15 protein-coding genes are annotated in these 18,058 nt (G+C 72.2%); 7 read left to right on the forward strand and 8 right to left on the reverse strand.

All coding sequences use genetic code 11. The features are described from left to right. Positions 1–242 precede the first annotated feature (242 nt). Positions 243–1,328: a redox-regulated ATPase YchF gene (gene ychF, locus ACZ6NZ_RS13520; protein WP_366607729.1), complete on the reverse strand. Its 1,086-nt coding sequence runs from the start codon at positions 1,326–1,328 to the stop codon at positions 243–245. A 143-nt stretch (positions 1,329–1,471) separates the two neighbouring features. Between ychF and ACZ6NZ_RS13525 the strand changes: the two genes are divergently transcribed. Continuing rightward, a complete protein-coding gene (locus ACZ6NZ_RS13525; RefSeq protein ID WP_465858483.1) occupies positions 1,472–2,041 on the forward strand; it encodes an exonuclease in 570 nt (189 codons plus the stop codon). A 3-nt stretch (positions 2,042–2,044) separates the two neighbouring features. On the opposite strand, the gene ACZ6NZ_RS13530 is transcribed toward ACZ6NZ_RS13525, so the two are convergent. Both ACZ6NZ_RS13530 and ACZ6NZ_RS13535 read right to left on the reverse strand, forming a co-directional pair. Then, on the reverse strand, positions 2,045–2,779 hold the full coding sequence (locus ACZ6NZ_RS13530) for a Type 1 glutamine amidotransferase-like domain-containing protein (RefSeq protein WP_465858484.1): 735 nt from the start codon (positions 2,777–2,779) through the stop codon (positions 2,045–2,047). Positions 2,780–2,893: 114 nt separating this feature from the next. After that, positions 2,894–3,397 carry a hypothetical protein gene (locus ACZ6NZ_RS13535; RefSeq protein WP_465858485.1) on the reverse strand — a complete coding sequence of 168 codons (504 nt, stop codon included), beginning with the start codon at positions 3,395–3,397 and terminating at the stop codon, positions 2,894–2,896. A 295-nt stretch (positions 3,398–3,692) separates the two neighbouring features. Here ACZ6NZ_RS13535 and ACZ6NZ_RS13540 point away from each other — a divergent pair, with 295 nt between their 5' ends. The 6 genes from ACZ6NZ_RS13540 to valS all read left to right on the forward strand — a co-directional run bounded on the left by ACZ6NZ_RS13540 (position 3,693) and on the right by valS (position 13,685). Then, positions 3,693–5,117 carry an FAD-binding oxidoreductase gene (locus ACZ6NZ_RS13540; protein ID WP_465858486.1) on the forward strand — a complete coding sequence of 475 codons (1,425 nt, stop codon included), beginning with the start codon at positions 3,693–3,695 and terminating at the stop codon, positions 5,115–5,117. A gap of 78 nt (positions 5,118–5,195) precedes the next feature. Continuing rightward, a complete protein-coding gene (locus ACZ6NZ_RS13545; RefSeq protein WP_465858487.1) occupies positions 5,196–6,695 on the forward strand; it encodes a DNA-3-methyladenine glycosylase 2 family protein in 1,500 nt (499 codons plus the stop codon). Next, positions 6,692–7,201, forward strand: a complete 510-nt coding sequence (locus ACZ6NZ_RS13550; protein ID WP_465858488.1) for a methylated-DNA--[protein]-cysteine S-methyltransferase — start codon at positions 6,692–6,694, stop codon at positions 7,199–7,201. Before ACZ6NZ_RS13545 ends, ACZ6NZ_RS13550 begins: the two co-directional genes overlap by 4 nt. Positions 7,202–7,238: 37 nt before the next feature. Then, on the forward strand, positions 7,239–9,095 hold the full coding sequence (locus tag ACZ6NZ_RS13555) for an ABC transporter ATP-binding protein (protein ID WP_465858489.1): 1,857 nt from the start codon (positions 7,239–7,241) through the stop codon (positions 9,093–9,095). Continuing rightward, positions 9,092–10,972, forward strand: a complete 1,881-nt coding sequence (locus ACZ6NZ_RS13560; protein ID WP_465858490.1) for an ABC transporter ATP-binding protein — start codon at positions 9,092–9,094, stop codon at positions 10,970–10,972. The genes ACZ6NZ_RS13555 and ACZ6NZ_RS13560 overlap by 4 nt, the downstream gene beginning before the upstream one ends. A 91-nt stretch (positions 10,973–11,063) precedes the next feature. Continuing rightward, positions 11,064–13,685, forward strand: a complete 2,622-nt coding sequence (gene valS / locus ACZ6NZ_RS13565) for a valine--tRNA ligase (protein ID WP_465858491.1) — start codon at positions 11,064–11,066, stop codon at positions 13,683–13,685. Positions 13,686–13,731: 46 nt separating this feature from the next. Here valS and ACZ6NZ_RS13570 read toward each other — a convergent pair whose 3' ends face one another. The 5 genes from ACZ6NZ_RS13570 to ACZ6NZ_RS13590 form a co-directional block, all read right to left on the reverse strand. Further along, the gene (locus tag ACZ6NZ_RS13570) at positions 13,732–14,376 is read right to left on the reverse strand and encodes a hypothetical protein (protein WP_465858492.1); all 645 of its coding nucleotides are present in this window, start codon (positions 14,374–14,376) and stop codon (positions 13,732–13,734) included. 93 nt (positions 14,377–14,469) lie between these two features. Beyond that, positions 14,470–15,180 (reverse strand): ABC transporter permease, encoded by a 711-nt coding sequence (locus tag ACZ6NZ_RS13575; RefSeq protein ID WP_366607709.1) that lies wholly within the window; start codon positions 15,178–15,180, stop codon positions 14,470–14,472. Position 15,181: 1 nt separating this feature from the next. Beyond that, positions 15,182–16,093 (reverse strand): ABC transporter ATP-binding protein, encoded by a 912-nt coding sequence (locus ACZ6NZ_RS13580; protein ID WP_366607707.1) that lies wholly within the window; start codon positions 16,091–16,093, stop codon positions 15,182–15,184. Next, a complete protein-coding gene (locus tag ACZ6NZ_RS13585; RefSeq protein WP_366607705.1) occupies positions 16,090–16,995 on the reverse strand; it encodes an ABC transporter permease in 906 nt (301 codons plus the stop codon). The genes ACZ6NZ_RS13580 and ACZ6NZ_RS13585 overlap by 4 nt, the downstream gene beginning before the upstream one ends. Beyond that, positions 16,988–17,902, reverse strand: a complete 915-nt coding sequence (locus ACZ6NZ_RS13590; RefSeq protein ID WP_238681676.1) for an ABC transporter ATP-binding protein — start codon at positions 17,900–17,902, stop codon at positions 16,988–16,990. Before ACZ6NZ_RS13590 ends, ACZ6NZ_RS13585 begins: the two co-directional genes overlap by 8 nt. Positions 17,903–18,058 lie beyond the last annotated feature (156 nt).

Here is an 18,058-nt window from a genome sequence, read left to right on the forward strand (position 1 = left end):
ATGATCGTCTGGAGCTCCTACGATCCCGACGAACAAGATCCCCTCTGACCGCCGAGGGCTGACCCGAACAGCTTCGGCACCACAGAGAGCCCTCCGCAGGGCGACTGAGCCGCCGGACGTTGGTCCCGCCCGACCAGCCGAGCGATGGGTAACGACGTTCGACTGACGCTGCCCGCAACAAACGCGATCAGCGGGGAAGTGCGCGGCGCGCGGCTCTACGGTGTTGGATCTACTTCTTAGCGTCAGACGTTGAAGCGGAACTCCACCACGTCGCCGTCCTGCATGACGTACTCCTTGCCCTCGATGCGGACCTTGCCCGCCGCCTTGGCCGACGCCATCGAACCGTGCTCAACCAGGTCGTGGTAGGAGACCACCTCGGCCTTGATGAAGCCGCGCTGGAAGTCGCTGTGGATGACACCCGCGGCCTCGGGGGCGGTGGCGCCGACCGGGACGGTCCAGGCGCGCGCTTCCTTGGGGCCGGCCGTGAGGTACGTCTGGAGGCCGAGGGTACGGAAGCCGACCCGGACGAGCTGGTTGAGGCCGGGCTCGTTCTGCCCGATCGACTCCAGCAGCTCGCGGGCCTCCTCCTCGGGCAGGTCCACCAGCTCAGATTCGATCTTGGCGTCCATGAAGACCGCCTCGGCGGGGGCGACCAGGGCGCGCAGCTCGTCGAGGAACGTCTCGTTGGCCAGCTCGGCCTCGTCGACGTTGAAGACGTACAGGAAGGGCTTGGTGGTGAGCAGGTGCAGCTCGCGCAGGTGCTCCAGCTCGATCTTGGCGGCAGCGGCCCCGGAGTAGAGCGTGGTGCCACCGTCGAGCACCTCGATCGCGGCCTTCGCGGCGGCGACAGCGACGGCCCGGTCCTTGCGGAGCTTGGCCTCCTTCTCCAACCGGGGCAGCGCCTTGTCCAGGGTCTGCAGGTCGGCGAGGATCAGCTCGGTGTTGATCGTCTCGATGTCGTCGGCCGGGGAGACCTTGCCGTCGACGTGCACCACGTTCGGGTCGGAGAAGGCCCGGACGACCTGGCAGATCGCCGAGGCGTCCCGGATGTTGGCCAGGAAGGCGTTGCCCCGGCCCTGCCCCTTCGACGCGCCGCGGACCAGGCCGGCGATGTCGACGAACGACACCGGCGCCGGCAGCACCTTCTGCGAGGAGAAGATCTCGGCCAGCTTGCCCAGCCGCTCGTCGGGCAGCCCGACCACGCCGACGTTGGGCTCGATGGTGGCGAACGGGTAGTTCGCCGCCAGCACGTCGTTCTTGGTCAACGCGTTGAACAGCGTGCTCTTGCCGACGTTGGGCAGGCCGACGATGCCGATGGTGAGACTCACGACGGGCCAGCTTACGCCGGTCCCGGCCGGGCCGGTCCACGCGGCTCCGATTCCTCGCCGCGCCGCTGGTCGATCGTCGCTCCCACCGCGCCCGGTCAGGCGTTGCTAATCTCCCGATTCGACGTTCCGCTGCTGGAGGTGGGATGACCTCGACGTTGCCCGAGCTGTACATCGCCGTCGATGTGGAGGCGGACGGGCCGATCCCCGGGCCGTACAGCATGATCTCGCTGGGCATGGCCGTGGCCGGCCGCCCGGACCTGACCTTCTACACCGAGCTGCGCCCCATCTCCGACGAGTTCGTCCCGGCGGCGTTGGCCGTCTCCGGCCTGGACCGGGATCGGGTGCTGCGAGAGGCACCCACCGCGCAGGAGGCGATGTCCGCCGCGGCGGCCTGGGTGGACGGGCTGCGCCGGTTCGGCCGTCCGGTCTTCCTCGCCGCCCCGGCCGTCTGGGACGGCATGTTCGTGCACTGGTACTTCGTCCGCTTCGTCGGGCACAGCCCGTTCGGCGCGACCGGCTCCGGTGTCGATCTCCGCAGCTACTGGATGGGGTTGACCGGCAGTGACTGGGCCCGGACCCGGCAGGACACGATCAAGCACGAGTTGGGTCTGCACGACATGCCGCACACGCACCACGCCGGGGAGGACGCCGCCGAGCTGGCCCAGGTCTTCGACGCGGTGCTGCGCCACCGACGGCCGGTCGAGCAGGCGTGAGGCTCAGCCGAGCCGGCGGGGAGCGATGACCGCCTCCCGGACGCTGCCGTCCGCGCCACGGCTGACCTCGTACGCCGAAACGCCATCGCGGTCCGCGATTGCCTCGACCAGCCGGGTGCCCCGGTAGACCAGGCCGACGCCGTCGTCGGTGCAGTGGCTGGTGGGGAGCGTGCCGTCACCGACCAGCTCGTGCATGAGCGGGCGGCGCTGGGCCTCGCTGTCGTAGTGCACCCCGTTGCCGTACGGCAACCAGGCCAGACCCTCGGTGAAGCCGCGCAGCCGGAGGCCGAAGCTGTCGGTGGCACCGCCGACATGCCAGCAGATCGAGCCGGCGGAGACGCCGGCCAGCACCACGCCGGCCTGCCAGCACTCGTGCAGGATCTCGTCGAGCCCGTGCACCCGCCACACCGCCACCAGGTTGGCCACGCTGCCACCGCCGACCCAGATCACGTCCTGGGCGAGCAGGTGGGCCCGGACGTCCTCGACGTTCGGCATCGGGAACAGGGCGAGGTGTGACAGCCGGAACCGGGTGGGGGCGAACGCGCTGTAGACGGCGGTCAGCGAGGTGGGCTGGTCGCCGACGGCCTGCCCGAGGTAGCAGAGCCGCGGTTGCGGACCGGCCTCGGCCAACTCGGCCGCCAGCTCGAAGACCGGGCTGGGGCTCAGGTCGTACGGCCCGCGGTCGCCCCGGAAGAAGCCCATGCTGGTGGCGATGATGGTCGGTTCGCTGGCGGGCATCGGAGCGTCCTTCCGTCGGGGGCGGTGCGCCGTCCATCCTGCCGTAGCGGGTCTGCGGTGCGCTCGGTGCGGGGCCGACCGCCAGCCGCGGGTGGCGGCCGAACCCCACCATGATCAATCAGACTGGTCGGGCCGCCGCTGGCGGGGCACCTCGACCTCGGGCCAGTGACCCAGCCCTCGACGGTCGGCCGGAGGCAGTTGCCCGGCGGCGGCGCGGGGCAGTGTGAACCGGTCGGCGGCGGCCGGCCCGGCCGAGACCGACTCGCGCAGCATCCAACGCACCTCGTCGGCCGTCCAGCCCAGCCCCGGCCGCGCGGCGATCTCGCGGATCAACCGCCGGCCGACGCTCGTGTCGTCATCGTAGAAGCGCATGCACCAGTGGTGTGTCCACATCCCGAGGGCCCGCAGGCCCGCGTCGTCGAGTGAGCCGGCCAACCGGCCGCAGGCCGTGTCGGGGAAGCTCTGCTCGCTGTCGCCCGCCCGGTCCCGTTCGATGGCGCCCACCGCGGCCGGAGCGACGGCCCGCATCCGGCGGTAGAAGGACTGCGCCACCGCCCGGGGCAGCGGCGGGAACGCACCCGGTGTCGACGCCGCCGCCCAACCCGCCACGCTCGTCATCCGCCGCACCCCTTCTTCAGTTGGTGGCCGGACGCTACCCGGCACGACCGACACTTTCGGGCCGAAAACCCCCACCGATCGCGGACGGCGACGATGACCTGGGGCGTCTGCCTCGGTGACGATTCAGCGGCGGTGGTGGGTGGATGATTCGGGTCACCTTCGCGCGGCGCTCCCCGTACCGGCGAGCGTCCCGGGCCGTGCCGATCGGCGGCGGATTTGTCGAGGCCGGGCTGCCCGCTCATTGTTGGGCCATGACCGATCCCGGAAGCCCGAGAAGCGAGCGGCGGCAGCGACGATGAGCACCGCCATGGCCCGGGTGCCCGACTCCCTCCGGGGGCAGATCGTCACGCCCGGCGACCGTCGGTACGCGCAACTGCGCTCGACGTACACCAGGTCGGCGTCACCGGCCGCGGTCCTGCTGCCGAAGACCACGGCGCAGGTGGTCGACGCGCTCCGCTACGCGCGGGAGCAGCGGCTGCCCATCGCGGTCCGCAGCGGCGGGCACGGCCTCTCCGGAGCCTCGTCCAACAACGGCGGGCTGGTCATCGACCTGTCCATGCTCAACCGGGTTCAGGTGATCGACGAGCGGGCCGGGCTGGTCCGGGTCGAGGCCGGGGCCCGCTGGGCGAACGTGGCGAAGGCGCTCGCCCCGTACGGGCTGGTGATCAGCTCGGGTGACTACGGCGGCGTCGGCGTCGGCGGCCTGGCCACCGGCGGTGGTGTCGGCTGGCTGGTCCGCGCCCACGGCCTCACCATCGACCGGGTCCGCGCCGTCGAGGTGGTGCTGGCGGACGGGACGCTGGTCCGCGCGGACGCCGACCACGAGCCGGAACTGTTCTGGCTGGTCCGGGGCGCCGGGGCCGGCGCGGGCATCGTGGTGGCCTTCGAGATCGAGGCGGCCGAGCAGCGCAACGTGGGCGTCGCGCAGCTGGTCGTCGAGGCGCATCCGGACGGCCGCACCGTCCGGGAGTGGACGACCTACCTCGCCCAGGCGCCCCGAGAGCTGTCAGCGGCAGCCGTGGTGTTCGCCGAGGGTCGATCGGTCCTCATGTCCATCACCGCGGTGGTCGCCGCCGAGAGCCTGCGCCGGGCCCGGCCGGCGGTGGAACCGCTGCTCGCCATCGGCAAGGTGCTCGAACACCGGACCGACCTGCTGCCCTACCCGACGCTGGTGCCGACCGCGCACCTCAATCCCAACGTCGGGCAGCAGCGTGGCACGACCACGAACGGTCTGTTCACCTCGCTGGACGACGCCGGGGCGCGGGCCGTGACGCGAGCGGTGACCGGGCCGGGGCGGGCGGTGATCCAGCTCCGCTCGTTGGGTGGCGCGGTCAACGACGTCGCTGCCGACGCGACCGCGTACCCCCATCGCCACCAGGACACGCTGATCGTGGCCTCGGTGTTTCCGCCGCAGGCCGATCCCGCGTTGAACGCCGCCTGGCGGGCCGCCGGGGCCCGCGCCGACGGCGCGTACGTCAACTTCGAGAGCCGACCGGACCCGGCCGCGTTCGCCCGGATCTACCCGGGCGAGACCGGGGCCCGGGTGCGCCGGCTGTGGAAACGGTACGACCCGGACGGTGTGTTCCGATCGGCCCTGCTGACCGGCCAGCCCCACCGCGCCACCCAGCCGAGCCGAGCCGCACAGCCCAGCCGAGCCGCACAGCCGAGCCAGGCGAGCCGATCGGGTCAGCCGCACCGGCGGCGTCGACGCCCCCGTTGACCGGCTCTGCGCGCACCGGCACGCCCAGGTCCGATTCCCGCCAGCCGAAGGCCGGCCGGGCGGGGCATCATCGGTGCCATGGAGATGGACTTCGAGCGGTGTTACCGGGCCGTCGACAGCCGTGACCAGCGGTTCGACGGCTGGTTCTACACCGGTGTGACGTCCACCGGGATCTACTGCCGGCCGTCCTGCCCGGCGATCACGCCCAAGCGGCAGAACGTCCGGTTCTTTCCGTCCGCCGCCGCCGCGCAGGGCGCCGGGCTGCGCGCCTGCCGCCGCTGCCGGCCGGACGCCGCGCCCGGCTCACCGCTGTGGGACGTCCGCGCGGACGTGGTCGGTCGGGCGATGCGGCTGATCGCCGACGGGGTTGTCGACCGGGACGGCGTACCGGGGTTGGCCTCCCGGCTGGGCTACACCGAGCGGCACCTGCACCGGATGCTGAGCGCCGAGATGGGTGCCGGGCCGCTCGCGCTGGCCCGGGCGCAACGCGCCCAGACCGCCCGGATCCTGATCGAGACGACCGACCTCGGGATGGCCGAGATCGCGTTCGCCGCCGGCTTCGGCAGCGTGCGGCAGTTCAACGACACGCTTCGCGAGGTGTACGCGAGCGCCCCGTCGGACCTGCGCACGGCCCGTGGCCGCCGGCAGGCGCCGGCCGGGGCGGGGACCATCTCGCTCCGGCTGGCGTACCGCCCGCCGTTGCACGACCGGGCGCTGCTGGACTTCCTCGCGGTGCGGGCGTTGCCCGGCGTGGAGGCGGTCCGCGACGGGACGTACCACCGGGGTCTGCGGTTGCCGCACGGCACCGGTCAGGTGGCGCTGACCCCGACGGAGGGGCACGTGGCGGCGACGTTGCGGTTGGCCGACCTGCGCGACCTGGCGCCGGCGGTGGCCCGTTGCCGCCGGTTGCTCGACCTGGACGCGGACCCGGCGGCCATCGATGCCACGCTGGCCGCCGACCCGGCGCTGGCTCCGGCGATCACCGCCGAACCCGGCATCCGTGTTCCCCGTGCCGTCGACGGCTTCGAGCAGGCCGTCCGCGCCATCATCGGCCAGCAGGTCTCGGTCACCTCGGCAAGAACGACCCTCGCCCGCCTCCTCACCGCCCACGCCCGCGTCGATCATGAAGTTATTGCCACCGACGACGGCGTGTCGGGACAACAACTTCATGATCAACGCGGTGGGCCGGCGGGGGGTGAGCTGCGGGGGTTCTTGAGCGCGGAGGAACTCTTGACCCTGCCGGATTCGGGGTTCGGGATGCCGGTGGGGCGGCGGGAGGCTCTACGGGGGTTGGCTCGGGCGGTGGTGGACGGGTCCGTCGACCTCGCGCCGGGGGTGGATCGGGAGGAGGCCGTCCGGCGGCTGCTCGCGCTGCCCGGCGTCGGCCCGTGGACTGCCAACTACCTGGGCATGCGCGCCTTCGGCGACCCGGACGTCCTCCTCAGCTCCGACCTCGCGGTCCGGCGCGGCGCGGCGGCGCTCGGCCTGCCCCACACCCCACAGACCCTCGACAGGTACGCCGAGCGTTGGCGTCCCTGGCGGTCCTACGCCACGATCAGACTCTGGAGAGCGGCATGAACATCGACAGCACCGTCCTGAGCACACCGGCCGGCCCGCTGAGCATCCTCGCCGGCCCCGACGGTGACGTCCGGGCGGCCGGCTTCACCCCGGACCCGGCGGCGCTGCTGCCCCTGGTCCACCCGGCCCTGCGGGCACCGTTACGGGAGCGGGCCGACCTCGGTCCGGTCAATGCGGCGGTCCACTCCTACCTGGACGGTGACCTCGCCGCCATCGACACCGTGCCGGTGCGGCAACGCACCGGCGGCGAGTTCATGGCGCACGCCTGGCAGGTGTTGCGCGAGGTTCCGCCGGGCACCCCGGTCACCTACACCGGGTACGCCGCGCTGGCCGGTCGACCACCGGCGGTCCGAGCCGCGGCGGCCGCCTGCGCCCGGAACGCGGCAGCCCTCTTCGTGCCCTGCCACCGGGTTCTTCGCACCGACGGCACGCTCGGTGGCTACCGCTGGGGGCTGGACGTGAAGAAGTGGCTTCTCGGTCATGAGCGACGCTTGACAACAAGCTGACAGGAGCACCGACACTCATTGACGCTACCGTCTGGTAGTGCCTGTGGAGAGCGACGGCGACCCGGCCGCCCGGGCCGCCGCGGGCACCCACCCCGTGCACAACCTCTGGCGGCTTCGCCCCTACCTGCGCCCGTACGCCGCCGAGTTCGCCTGGCTGCTCGTCGCGGGCCTCGCCGGCACCGCGGCCGGGATCGCCGTACCACTGGTCGTGCAGCGGGTCGTGGACGGGCCGGTGGCCCGGCACGAACCGGCCGGGCTGCTCCAGCTCGGCGGCCTGGCGCTGCTGCTCGGCGTGGTCGAGGCGGTGCTCATCTTCATCCGCCGGTGGGTCCAGTCGTCCTCGGCGGTGGGCATGGAGGCGGCGCTGCGCGCCGACGTCTACGCCCACCTGCAACGGCTACCGACCAGCTTCCACGACCGCTGGCAGTCCGGCCAGTTGCTCTCCAGGATCACCAGCGACCTGTCGGTGATCCGCCGGTTCCTCTCCTTCGGCGTCTTCTTCCTGGTGCTCAACCTGACCACGTACGTGGTGGTGGTGGTGCTGCTGATCAACCTGCACGCGGCGCTCGGGGTGCTGGTCGCGGCCAGCGCGGTGCCGCTGCTGCTGATCAGTCGCCGGTTCGGCCGGCACTACCACGCCGCGTCCCGCCGGATGCAGGATCAGCAGGGCGACGTGGCGACGCTGGTCGAGGAGACCGCGCAGGGCCTGCGCACCATGAAGGCGTACGGGCGGGGGCCGGAGCTGGGCGCTCGCTTCGCCGGTGCGGCCCGGCGGCTGCACGACACCGGCGTCGGCAAGGGGCGGCTGCTGGCGAACACCTCGGCGCTACTTGACCTGGTGCCCAACGTGACCCTGGGCGTGGTGCTGGCGGCCGGGGCGGCCGCCGCCGCGCGGGGCGCGCTCACCATTGGCGAGCTGGTCGCGTTCGTCAGCCTCCAACTGATGCTCATCTGGCCGGTGCAGTCACTGGGTTGGATCATCGCCAACGGTCAGGAGGCGGCCACCGCCGCCGACCGGATCCAGGAGGTGCTGGACACTCCACCGGAGATCGTGGATTCTGCCGGCGCTGTCGCGTTGCCGCGCAACGCGGTGCACGGTCGGTTGCGCTTCGAGCGGGTCGCGTTCGGCTATCCGGGTGCCACCACGGCGGTGCTGCGCGAGATCGACCTGACCATCGAGCCGGGTGAGACGCTGGCACTGGTCGGCGCCACCGGCTCCGGCAAGAGCACGCTGCTCTCCCTGGTCCCCCGGCTGCACGACGTGACCACCGGCCGGATCACCCTGGACGGTCACGACCTGCGCGAGCTGCGGCTGGCCTCGCTGCGTCGGCTGGTCGGGGTGGCGTTCGAGGAGCCGACGCTCTTCTCCATGTCGGTGCGGGAGAACCTCACCCTGGGTCACCCGGACGCCGGCGACGACGAGATTCGCGCGGCCCTCGCGCTGGCCCAGGCAGACTTCGCGTACGACCTGCCCTGGGGATTGGCGACCCGGGTGGGCGAGCAGGGGTTGTCCCTCTCCGGCGGGCAACGGCAACGGCTCGCGTTGGCACGGGCCGTGCTCGGACGACCGGCGGTGCTGGTGCTGGACGATCCGCTCTCCGCGCTCGACGTGCACACCGAGGCCCTGGTCGAAGCGGCGCTGCGGCGGGTCCTGCGCGACAGCACCGCGCTGCTGGTGGTGCACCGGCCGTCGACGATCGCGCTGGCCGACCGGGTCGCCCTGCTGGAGGACGGACGCATCACGGCGACGGGCCGGCACTCCGACCTGCTGGCCACCGTCCCGGCGTACCGGGCGCTGCTGGCAGCCGAGCCGCCCGGCGGCCATCCACCTCCGGCCGGGGCCAGCGGCCCGAGTGCGTCGCCGTCGGACGGGTGGGGGCTGGTGCGCTCGTGAGGGTGCCGGAGCAGGCCGATCCACCTCCCGAGGAGGAACCCGAGCTTGCCCGCTGGCGCGGAACCGCCACCGACCCGGAGGCCGACCGCAGTCGAGCCGAGGACACCAGCCCCGAGGCGGTGGCCCGGCTACGCCGGCTCAGCCGCACCCTGCTGGGCGACCTGCTCCGCCCGCACCGGCGGCGTCTCGCCGCGGCGGTCGCCCTGCTACTGGCGCAGAACGCCGCCGCGATGGCCGGCCCGTACCTGGTCATGATCGGCATCGACCGGGCCATCCCGCCGTTGCGCGCCGGCGACGCCGGCCCGCTGGTCACCGTCGCCGGGGCGTTCGCGGTGGCCGCGGTGACCGAGTACGCGGCCCGCCGCGGTTTCCTCACCCTCTCCGCCCGGATCGGCCAGGCCGTCCTGCTCGACCTGCGGCAGCGGGTGTTCGGGCACTTCCTGCGACTGTCAGTGGGCTTCCACGAGCGGTACACGTCCGGCCGGATGGTCTCCCGGCTCACCAGTGACCTGGACTCGATCGCCGAGCTGGTCGACGGTGGGATCGACAGCCTGGTGCTGGCCGGGCTCTCCATCCTGTCGGTGGCCGCCATCCTGCTCTGGCTGGACCTGCCGCTGGCGGCCGTGACGCTGCTCGCCTTCCCCTTCCTGTTCTGGCTCTCCCGCTGGTTCGCCCGGTCGTCGGCCAGCGCGTACCGACGAACCCGGGACGCGGTCGCGCTGGTCATCGTGCATTTCGTCGAGTCGATGCGGGGCATCCGGGCGGTGCAGGCGTTCCGCCGGGAGCCTCGCAACCAACGGATCTTCGTGGCGCTCGGCGACGACTACCGGCGGAGCAGCCTGCACGCGTTCCGGCTGATCGCCACGTACTCGCCCGCGATCAAGCTGATCGGCAACGTCACAGTGGCGGCGGTGCTCTGCTACGGCGGTTGGCGGGTGCTCGGCGGGCAGACCGAGATCGGGGTGCTCGCCGCGTTCCTGCTCTACCTACGCCGCTTCTTCGAGCCGATGCAGGAGCTGAGCCAGTTCTACAACTCGTTGCAGTCGGCCACCGCCGCACTCGAGAAGCTGGCCGGGGTGCTCGACGAACGACCGGCCGTCGCCGAACCGGCCCGGCCCACACCGCTGCCGACCGGGCCCGGCCGCGGCGAGTTGATCTTTTGCTCGGTCGGCTTTGGCTACCGGTCCGACACGCCGATCCTCTGCCGGCTGGAGTTGACGGTGCCGGCCGGGCAGACCGTTGCGCTGATCGGCCCCACCGGAGCGGGCAAGTCGACGATCGCCAAGCTGGTCGCCCGGTTCCACGACCCCGACACCGGCACGGTCCGGCTCGACGGGGTCGACCTGCGTGACGTACGCGACGCCGACCTGCGCCGCGCGGTGGTGCTGGTGACGCAGGAGAACCACCTGTTCAGCGGGACCGTCGCGGAGAACATCAGGTTCGGTCGCCCGGGGGCGGACGACGCCGCCGTCCAGGCCGCCGCGCGGGCGATCGGCGCGCACGACTTCATCGCCGCGCTACCCGAGGGGTACGCCACTCAGGTGCACCGGCGCGGCGGCCGGCTCTCCGCCGGCCAGCGGCAGCTCGTCGCGTTCGCCCGCGCGTTCCTGGCCAACCCGAGGGTGCTGATCCTGGACGAGGCGACGTCGTCGCTGGACGTGCCGACGGAACGTCTCGTGCAGCGGGCACTCGGCACGATCCTGCGCGACCGCACCGCGCTGGTGATCGCCCACCGTCTCTCCACTGTGGAGACCGCCGACCGGGTGCTCGTCCTCGACGGCGGGAGGGTCGTCGAGGACGGCCCGCCGGCCGTGCTCGCCGAGGCCGACGGCCGCTACGCCGCCCTGCACCGCCAGTGGCGTGACTCGCTGATCTGACCGGGCCGCCCCTGCGCGACCACGACCGCCGGCCGGTGTGTTCGGTCGCAACTCCGTCGCCCCGCAGCCGGTAGGTGCCTACGATCGCAGGATGACCGATACGGCGAGGACGGCCCGCGCCGGCGTTCCCGAGCGTCCGACCCTGGACGGGCTCGAGGAGAGCTGGGCACGCCGCTGGCAGGAGGAAGGCACGTACGCGTTCGACCGCTCGAAGCAGCGGAGCGACGTGTTCTCGATCGACACCCCACCGCCGACCGTATCGGGCGAGCTGCACATGGGGCACGTCTTCTCGTACACGCACACCGACACCACCGCGCGGTACCAGCGGATGCGCGGCAAGTCCGTCTTCTACCCGATGGGCTGGGACGACAACGGCCTGCCCACCGAGCGCCGGGCGCAGAACGTCTACGGGGTGCGCTGCGATCCGGCCCTGCCGTACGACCCGGTGTGGCGGCCACCGGCGGCTCCGGTCGACGACGCGGCCCGCCGCGACCCCACCCCGATCTCCCGGCGCAACTTCATCGAGCTGTGCGAACGGTTGACGGTCACCGACGAGCAGGCCTTCGAAGCGCTGTGGCGACGGCTCGGGCTGTCGGTGGACTGGTCCCTGACGTACACGACCATCGGCCGGATCGCCCGGACCACCAGCCAACGGGCGTTCGTCCGCAACCTGCGCCGCGGCGAGGCGTACCAGTCGGAGGCGCCGACCCTGTGGGATGTCGGCTTCGCCACCGCCGTCGCCCAGGCGGAGCTGGAGGACCGGGAGCGCCCCGGCGCCTACCACCGGCTGCGGTTCACCGCGGCCGACGGGCGGGAGGTGCTCATCGACACCACCCGGCCGGAGCTGCTACCGGCCTGCGTGGCGCTGGTCTGCCACCCCGACGACGAGCGGTACGCCGACCTGGTCGGCACCACCGCGCGCAGTCCGCTGTTCGACGTCGACGTGCCGGTGTACGCCCATCCCCTCGCCGAGCCCGGCAAGGGCACCGGTGTGGCGATGGTCTGCACGTTCGGTGACCTCACCGACGTGACCTGGTGGCGCGAGCTGGGGCTGGACACCCGGGTGGTGATCGGTCGGGACGGTCGGCTGCTCCCCGAACCGCCGCACGGGGTGCCGGCCCAACCGTTCGCGGCGCTGGCCGGGCAGACCGTCAACGGCGCCCGCCGGGAGATCGTCGGGATGCTGGCCGACGCCGGTGACCTGATCGGCGAGCCGCGTCCGATCACCCACCCGGTCAAGTTCTACGAACGCGGCGACCGGCCACTGGAGATCGTGTCGACTCGACAGTGGTATCTGCGCAACGGCGGCCGGGACGAGGCGTTGCGAGCCACGCTGCTGGGCAGGGGCGAGCAACTGCACTGGGTGCCGGCACACATGAAACACCGCTACGACAACTGGGTGGGCGGCCTCAACGGGGACTGGCTGGTCAGCCGTCAGCGCTTCTTCGGCGTGCCGGTGCCGGTGTGGTACCGGCTCGACGACACTGGCGAGCCGGACTGGTCCCACCCTCTCACGCCGGACGAGTCCGCGCTGCCGGTCGACCCGTCGAGCGACCCGGCACCCGGTTACGACGAGTCGCAACGCGGCCGGCCGGGCGGCTTCATCGGCGACCCGGACGTTCTGGACACCTGGGCCACGTCCTCGGTGACCCCGCAGATCATCGGTGGCTGGGAGACCGACCCGGACCTGTTCGCCCGGGTCTTCCCGATGGACCTCCGTCCGCAGGGGCAGGAGATCATCCGGACCTGGCTCTTCGACACAGTGGTCCGCTCGCACTTCGAGCACGGGGTGCTGCCCTGGCGGGACACCGTGCTCTCGGGCTGGATCCTCGACCCGGACCACAAGAAGATGGCCAAGTCCAAGGGGAACGTGGTCACCCCGCTGGCGTTGTTGGAGCAGCACGGCTCCGACGCGGTGCGGTACTGGGCGGCCAGCGGCAAGCCCGGCATGGATCTGGCCTTCGACCCGGCGCAGATCAAGGTCGGCCGCCGACTGGCCACCAAACTGCTCAACGCGTCCAAGTTCGCGCTCGGGCTGGGCGCCGCCGACGCCCTGCGCGCCCCGTACGACAACTCCAGCTCGGCGCGTCTGACGCCACGCCGCGACCTGGAGCTGTCGGCCACCGCACCACTGGACCGGGCCATGCTCGCCGAGCTGGCCACCGTGGTCACCGCTGCCGGCACGGCCTTCGACGCGTACGACCACACGGCGGCCCTTCAGGTCACCGAGGCGTTCTTCTGGCGGTTCTGCGACGACTACATCGAGCTGGTCAAGGAGCGGGCCTACGGCACCGGCGCGGCGGCTGACTCCGCCCGGGCGGCGCTGGCCTCGGCGCTCTCGGTGCAGCTGCGGTTGTTCGCGCCGGTGCTGCCGTACGTGACCGAGGAGATCTGGTCGTGGTGGCGGTACGGCTCGGTGCACAAGGCGCCCTGGCCCACCACCTACGAGGTGGCCCGGACGATGGAGGGCGGCTCAGGCGACCCGGCGCTGCTGCGGCTCGCCGGTGACGCGTTGAGCCAGGTGCGACGGGCCAAATCGGAGCGGAAGCTGTCGATGAAGGCGGAGGTGCCGTTGGCGGAGGCGCTCGGCCCGGCGGCGCTGCTGGAGCAGCTGACGCTGGTCGCCGACGACCTACGGGCGGCGGGCCGGATCGGCAAACTCGACCTGCTCCCGGACCGTACCCCGGAGTTGGTCATCGCCTGCGCCTTTTGACCCGCCGGTTCGCCGCCGCCCGAGCGGGCGGCGGCGAACCGGGGGTTTACCAGCCGCGCAGGAAACGCAGCCCGAGCAGGAACGCGATCACGGCGGGCCCCACCAGCAGGGTGATCGCCTGGAGGCGGTACGGCATCCGGTGCCGGGTCAGCTCCCCCGCGTTGCCCAGCACGATGGCCCCGGCCAGCATCAGGAAGGCGCCCCACCAACCGGTCTTCAGGTGGATCAGATCCACCCGGATCAGTTGCAGGGTCAGGCCGAGCAGCGCGCCGGTCAGCGCGAGCAGCGCCACGGCCCGGTGCAGGCCGCGGACCAGCGGGTGGGCCGCCCGCCACCAGTAGGTGCCGGCCACCGCCAGGCAGGGCAGCACCACCAGGAGCGGCCAACCTCGCCCCATCACGCCGAACATCAGCAGCGCGCCGACCGCGAAGACGATCGTGCCGACGCAGGCGAGCATGTAGCCGGCGAAGGCCCGGCCGCCCCCGCGAGCCAGCAACGGCCCACCGCTGGCCGCGATCAGCGCGGCCGGGATCAGGATGAAGACCGCCCACCAGTGGAACTTGCCGCTGCCCTGAGCCGCCGTGGCGACCGTGGCACAGGCCAGCCCGGCGACGGCAAGGCTGGTCAGCCACGGCCGGCTGCTCCGGGAATACGGCTCAGCCAACGACGTCCGCTCCGCTTCGACGCTCACGCCCACCAGCCTGGCCCGAGGTGGCCCGACCGGTCCATCCGGCCAGCCCTACCGCCGCGCGGGGGCTGGCCGGAACAGCGGCACGCACCGTTGTCAGCTCGTCTCGCCGGCCACGCTGAACGAGCGCAGGCGGTCGATGGCGAGCACTGTGAAGCCGACGCTGACCAGCGCGGTCATCACCGACGCCACCGGCACCGACACGCTGGTCTCCAGCAGCCCGGTGGGGGCGATCCGGTCGGCGAGGGCGATCACGTACTGCTGGATGGAGAGCACCTTGGTGCCGCTGACGAAGTTGCCCAGCAGCCCCTCCCAGATCAGCACGTAGACCAGCCCGAGCAGCACCGGTCGCCTGGTGACCAGGCTGAGCGCCAGGAACAGCGCCGAGTACGCCAGCGCGCCGAGCGCCCCCGCGACCGCGAGTCCCAGTCCGAGGCGTACCGAATCGGCGAGCACACCCGCGACGTAGAGCGGCACCGCCACCGTGAGCGCGGTGACCCCGGCGGCCACCGCGAGCTTCGGCAGCACGATCTGCCAGCGCGGCAGCGGCTTGGTCAGGATGTGCACCACGGTGCCGTCGTCGATCTCGGCGCCCAGCACGCCGGTGCCGATGATCAGCGCGACCACCGGCAGCACCACGGCCAGCCCGAGGCCGACCAGCACCGGCGGCCCCCACTGGCGTGGGTCCACCCCCAGCGACCGGCAGAGCACGGCCAGCCCGAGCAGCACCAACGGCAGCGGCAGCAGCAGCAGGAAGCGACGTCGGCCGAACAACCCGCGCGCGGTGATCCAGGTAACTGTCGACATGTCAGGCCTCCACCAGGTAGGAGAAGACGCTCTCCAGGGACTCGTCGGACGGCACCAGCTGCCGTACCCGGATGCCTTTGTTCAGCGCGATCCGGGGCAGCGCCCGGGTGAACGCGCCGTAGTCGCCGGCCCGCACGGTCAAGCCGGTCGGGTCCAACTCGACCCCACTCACCGACGCCTCGGCGATCAGCGCGACGGCCAGCGCCCGGTCGTCGGTGGAGCGCACCGCGAAGACGTGCGGGCGGTTGGTCATCAACCGGCGGATGGTCCGGAAGTCGCCGGAGGCGGCCAACCGGCCGGCCACCATCACCTGCACCGTCCCGGAGACCTGTTCGACCTCCTCCAGGATGTGCGAGCTGAACAGGATCGTCCGGCCAGCGTCACCCAGGGTGTGCAGCAGCTGCATCATGTGCAGCCGCTGGCGCGGGTCCATGCCGTTGAACGGCTCGTCGAGCAGCAGCACCTGCGGGTCGTGCACCATCGCGGCGGCCACCCGGGCACGCTGGCGCATGCCCTTGGAGTACGTGCCGATCCGGCGGTCCTGCGCCGACTCCAGCTCCACCAGATCGATCGCCCGTCGGGCCGCGGCCGCCGGATCGGGCAGCCGGTGCAGCTTCGCGCTGGCCAGCACGAACTCGTAGGCGGTGAGGAACCCCTGCACCGCCTCCCGCTCGCTGACCAGCCCCAGCCGCCGGTAGACGTCGGGGTTGCGCCAGGTCGGCTCGTCGTCGAGGGTGACGGTGCCACGCGACGGGGAGAGGAAACCGGCCATCATGTGCAGCAGCGTGGTCTTGCCGGCGCCGTTCGGGCCGAGCAGCCCGGTCACGCCCGGGCCGAGGGCCATGCTGATGTCGTTGACGGCGACCACGTTGCCGTACCACCGGGACACCCCGGTCAGGCTCAGCGTGCTCATGAGGCGACCTTCCGGTAGCGGGCCAGTAGGAGGGCGGTCGCGCCGGCGACCAGCAGCACCGCGGCCAGGGCGTAGACCGGGCCGAACCCGCCGATCATCATCTCGCCCGGATCGCCCTCGACCAGCAGGTCACCCAGGGACCAGATGCCCACCCCCTGAACCAGCGTGGAGGGTGAGGCGAGCCCGGCCAGCTCGTTGGCGGCACGCGACGGCAGGATGCTCAGCACGCCCACGATGGGGGTGGTCATGAGGAAGACCGCGACCACGCCGCCGGCGGCGAAGGCACGCTTACCGGTCATTGACGCGACCAGCAGGCCGACCGAGGCGAAGACCACCGCCCACAGCCCGGCGTAGAGCAGCCCGGGAAGCAGGTCGAGCAGCTCGTTCCACACCCCGCGCATGCCCTGCTTGGTGGTGAACGCGGCACCCAGGAACATCAGTAGCTGCGGCCCGCCGAGCAGCAGCCAGAGGGCGGTGACCAGCGCCAGCAGCTTGGCCAACGCGTAGTCGGAGCGCGGCAGCGGCCGGGAGAAGTACAGCGGCAGCACGCCGCTGCGCAGATCCCGGGAGACCAGCTCCGGGGCGACGACCGCGACGAAGAAGATGACCAGCCAGCTCATCGCGTCGGCGAACTGGGCGTACGTGGCCACCGGCTCGCCGATCTGGCTGCGTATCGCGGCCAGGGCCACCGCGACCAGGCTGACGATGCCGACCACCAGCCACGGGAAGATCTTGGCCTTGGCGCTGCGGCCGAGACCGAACGCGGTGCGCAGACCGTGCCCGTAGAGAGCGCCGAAGACCTGCCGGCGGCCGAGCCTCGGGCCCTCGTAGCGTTGGTAACCGATGTCGTGGATGACACCGGTCGGCGTGGAGCGCACGGCGGCGGTGGACGGCTCAGGCATGAGTGAGCTCCCTCGTGGCGAAGAGTTCGGCCACCCGGTGCCGGCGCTGGTCCAGTCGGTGCAGTGGCAGGTCCAGTTCGGCGACCGCACCGAGGATCAGGTCGTAGGTGCCGTCGTCGGCGAGCGGCACGAGGAGCAGTCGCCCGTCCCGGGCGACCGGCAGTTTCAGCTCGGCGAGTCGGGCGGCGAGTTCCTCGGTGCCCTCGCTGACCTCCACGGCGAGCACGTCGGTGGCCGTGGTCATCGCGGAGATGTTGTCAGCGCGCAGCAGCCGGCCGCCGTCGATGGCGATCAGCGTGTCGCAGATCCGCTCCACCTCGCCGAGCAGGTGCGAACAGACCAGCACGGAGATGCCGAACTCGGTGCCGATCCGGTGTACCAGGGCCAGCATGGCGTCGCGGCCGGCCGGGTCCAGGCCGTTGGTCGGTTCGTCCAGCAACAGCAGGTCGGGGTCGTGCACCAGCGCCTGGGCCAGCTTGACGCGCTGCTTCATGCCGGTCGAGTAGCCACCGACCGGGCGGTAGCGCTCCTCGTAGAGCCCGACGTGCCGCAGCGCCTCCGAGGCCCGCTCGCGAGCCGCGGTGCGGGGCAGGCCGCTCATCCGACCGAGGTGGGTGACCAGCTCGGCGGCGGACAGGTCCGGTGGGAGGCAGTCGTGTTCCGGCATGTAGCCGACGCGGCTGCGGACAGCCGCCGGGTCTGCGGTCGGGTCGATGCCGAGCACCGAGACCTGACCGCTGGTCGGTGCGATCAGGCCGAGCAGAATCTTGATCAACGTGGATTTGCCGGCGCCGTTCGCGCCCACCAGGCCGATGATCCCGGGCTCGACGGCGACGGTGAGGTCGGCCAACGCGGTGACCCGACCTCCGTACGTCTTGGTGAGCGACTGGGTCGCGATCAGTGTCACGGGCCCAGCGTAGGGAGTCGATGCCCAGCAGGGACACCGGCACGCCCCCGGCACTCCCCTGATCCTTTTCCCGCCGGACCCCTAAGGTCCCCCGCCGCGGCTCCGGTGACGTTTGCGCCGGTCCCGCGCTCGACCCGACCCCGCCTTGGGAAAGAC

The organism is Micromonospora sp. NPDC047756 (assembly GCF_055587245.1).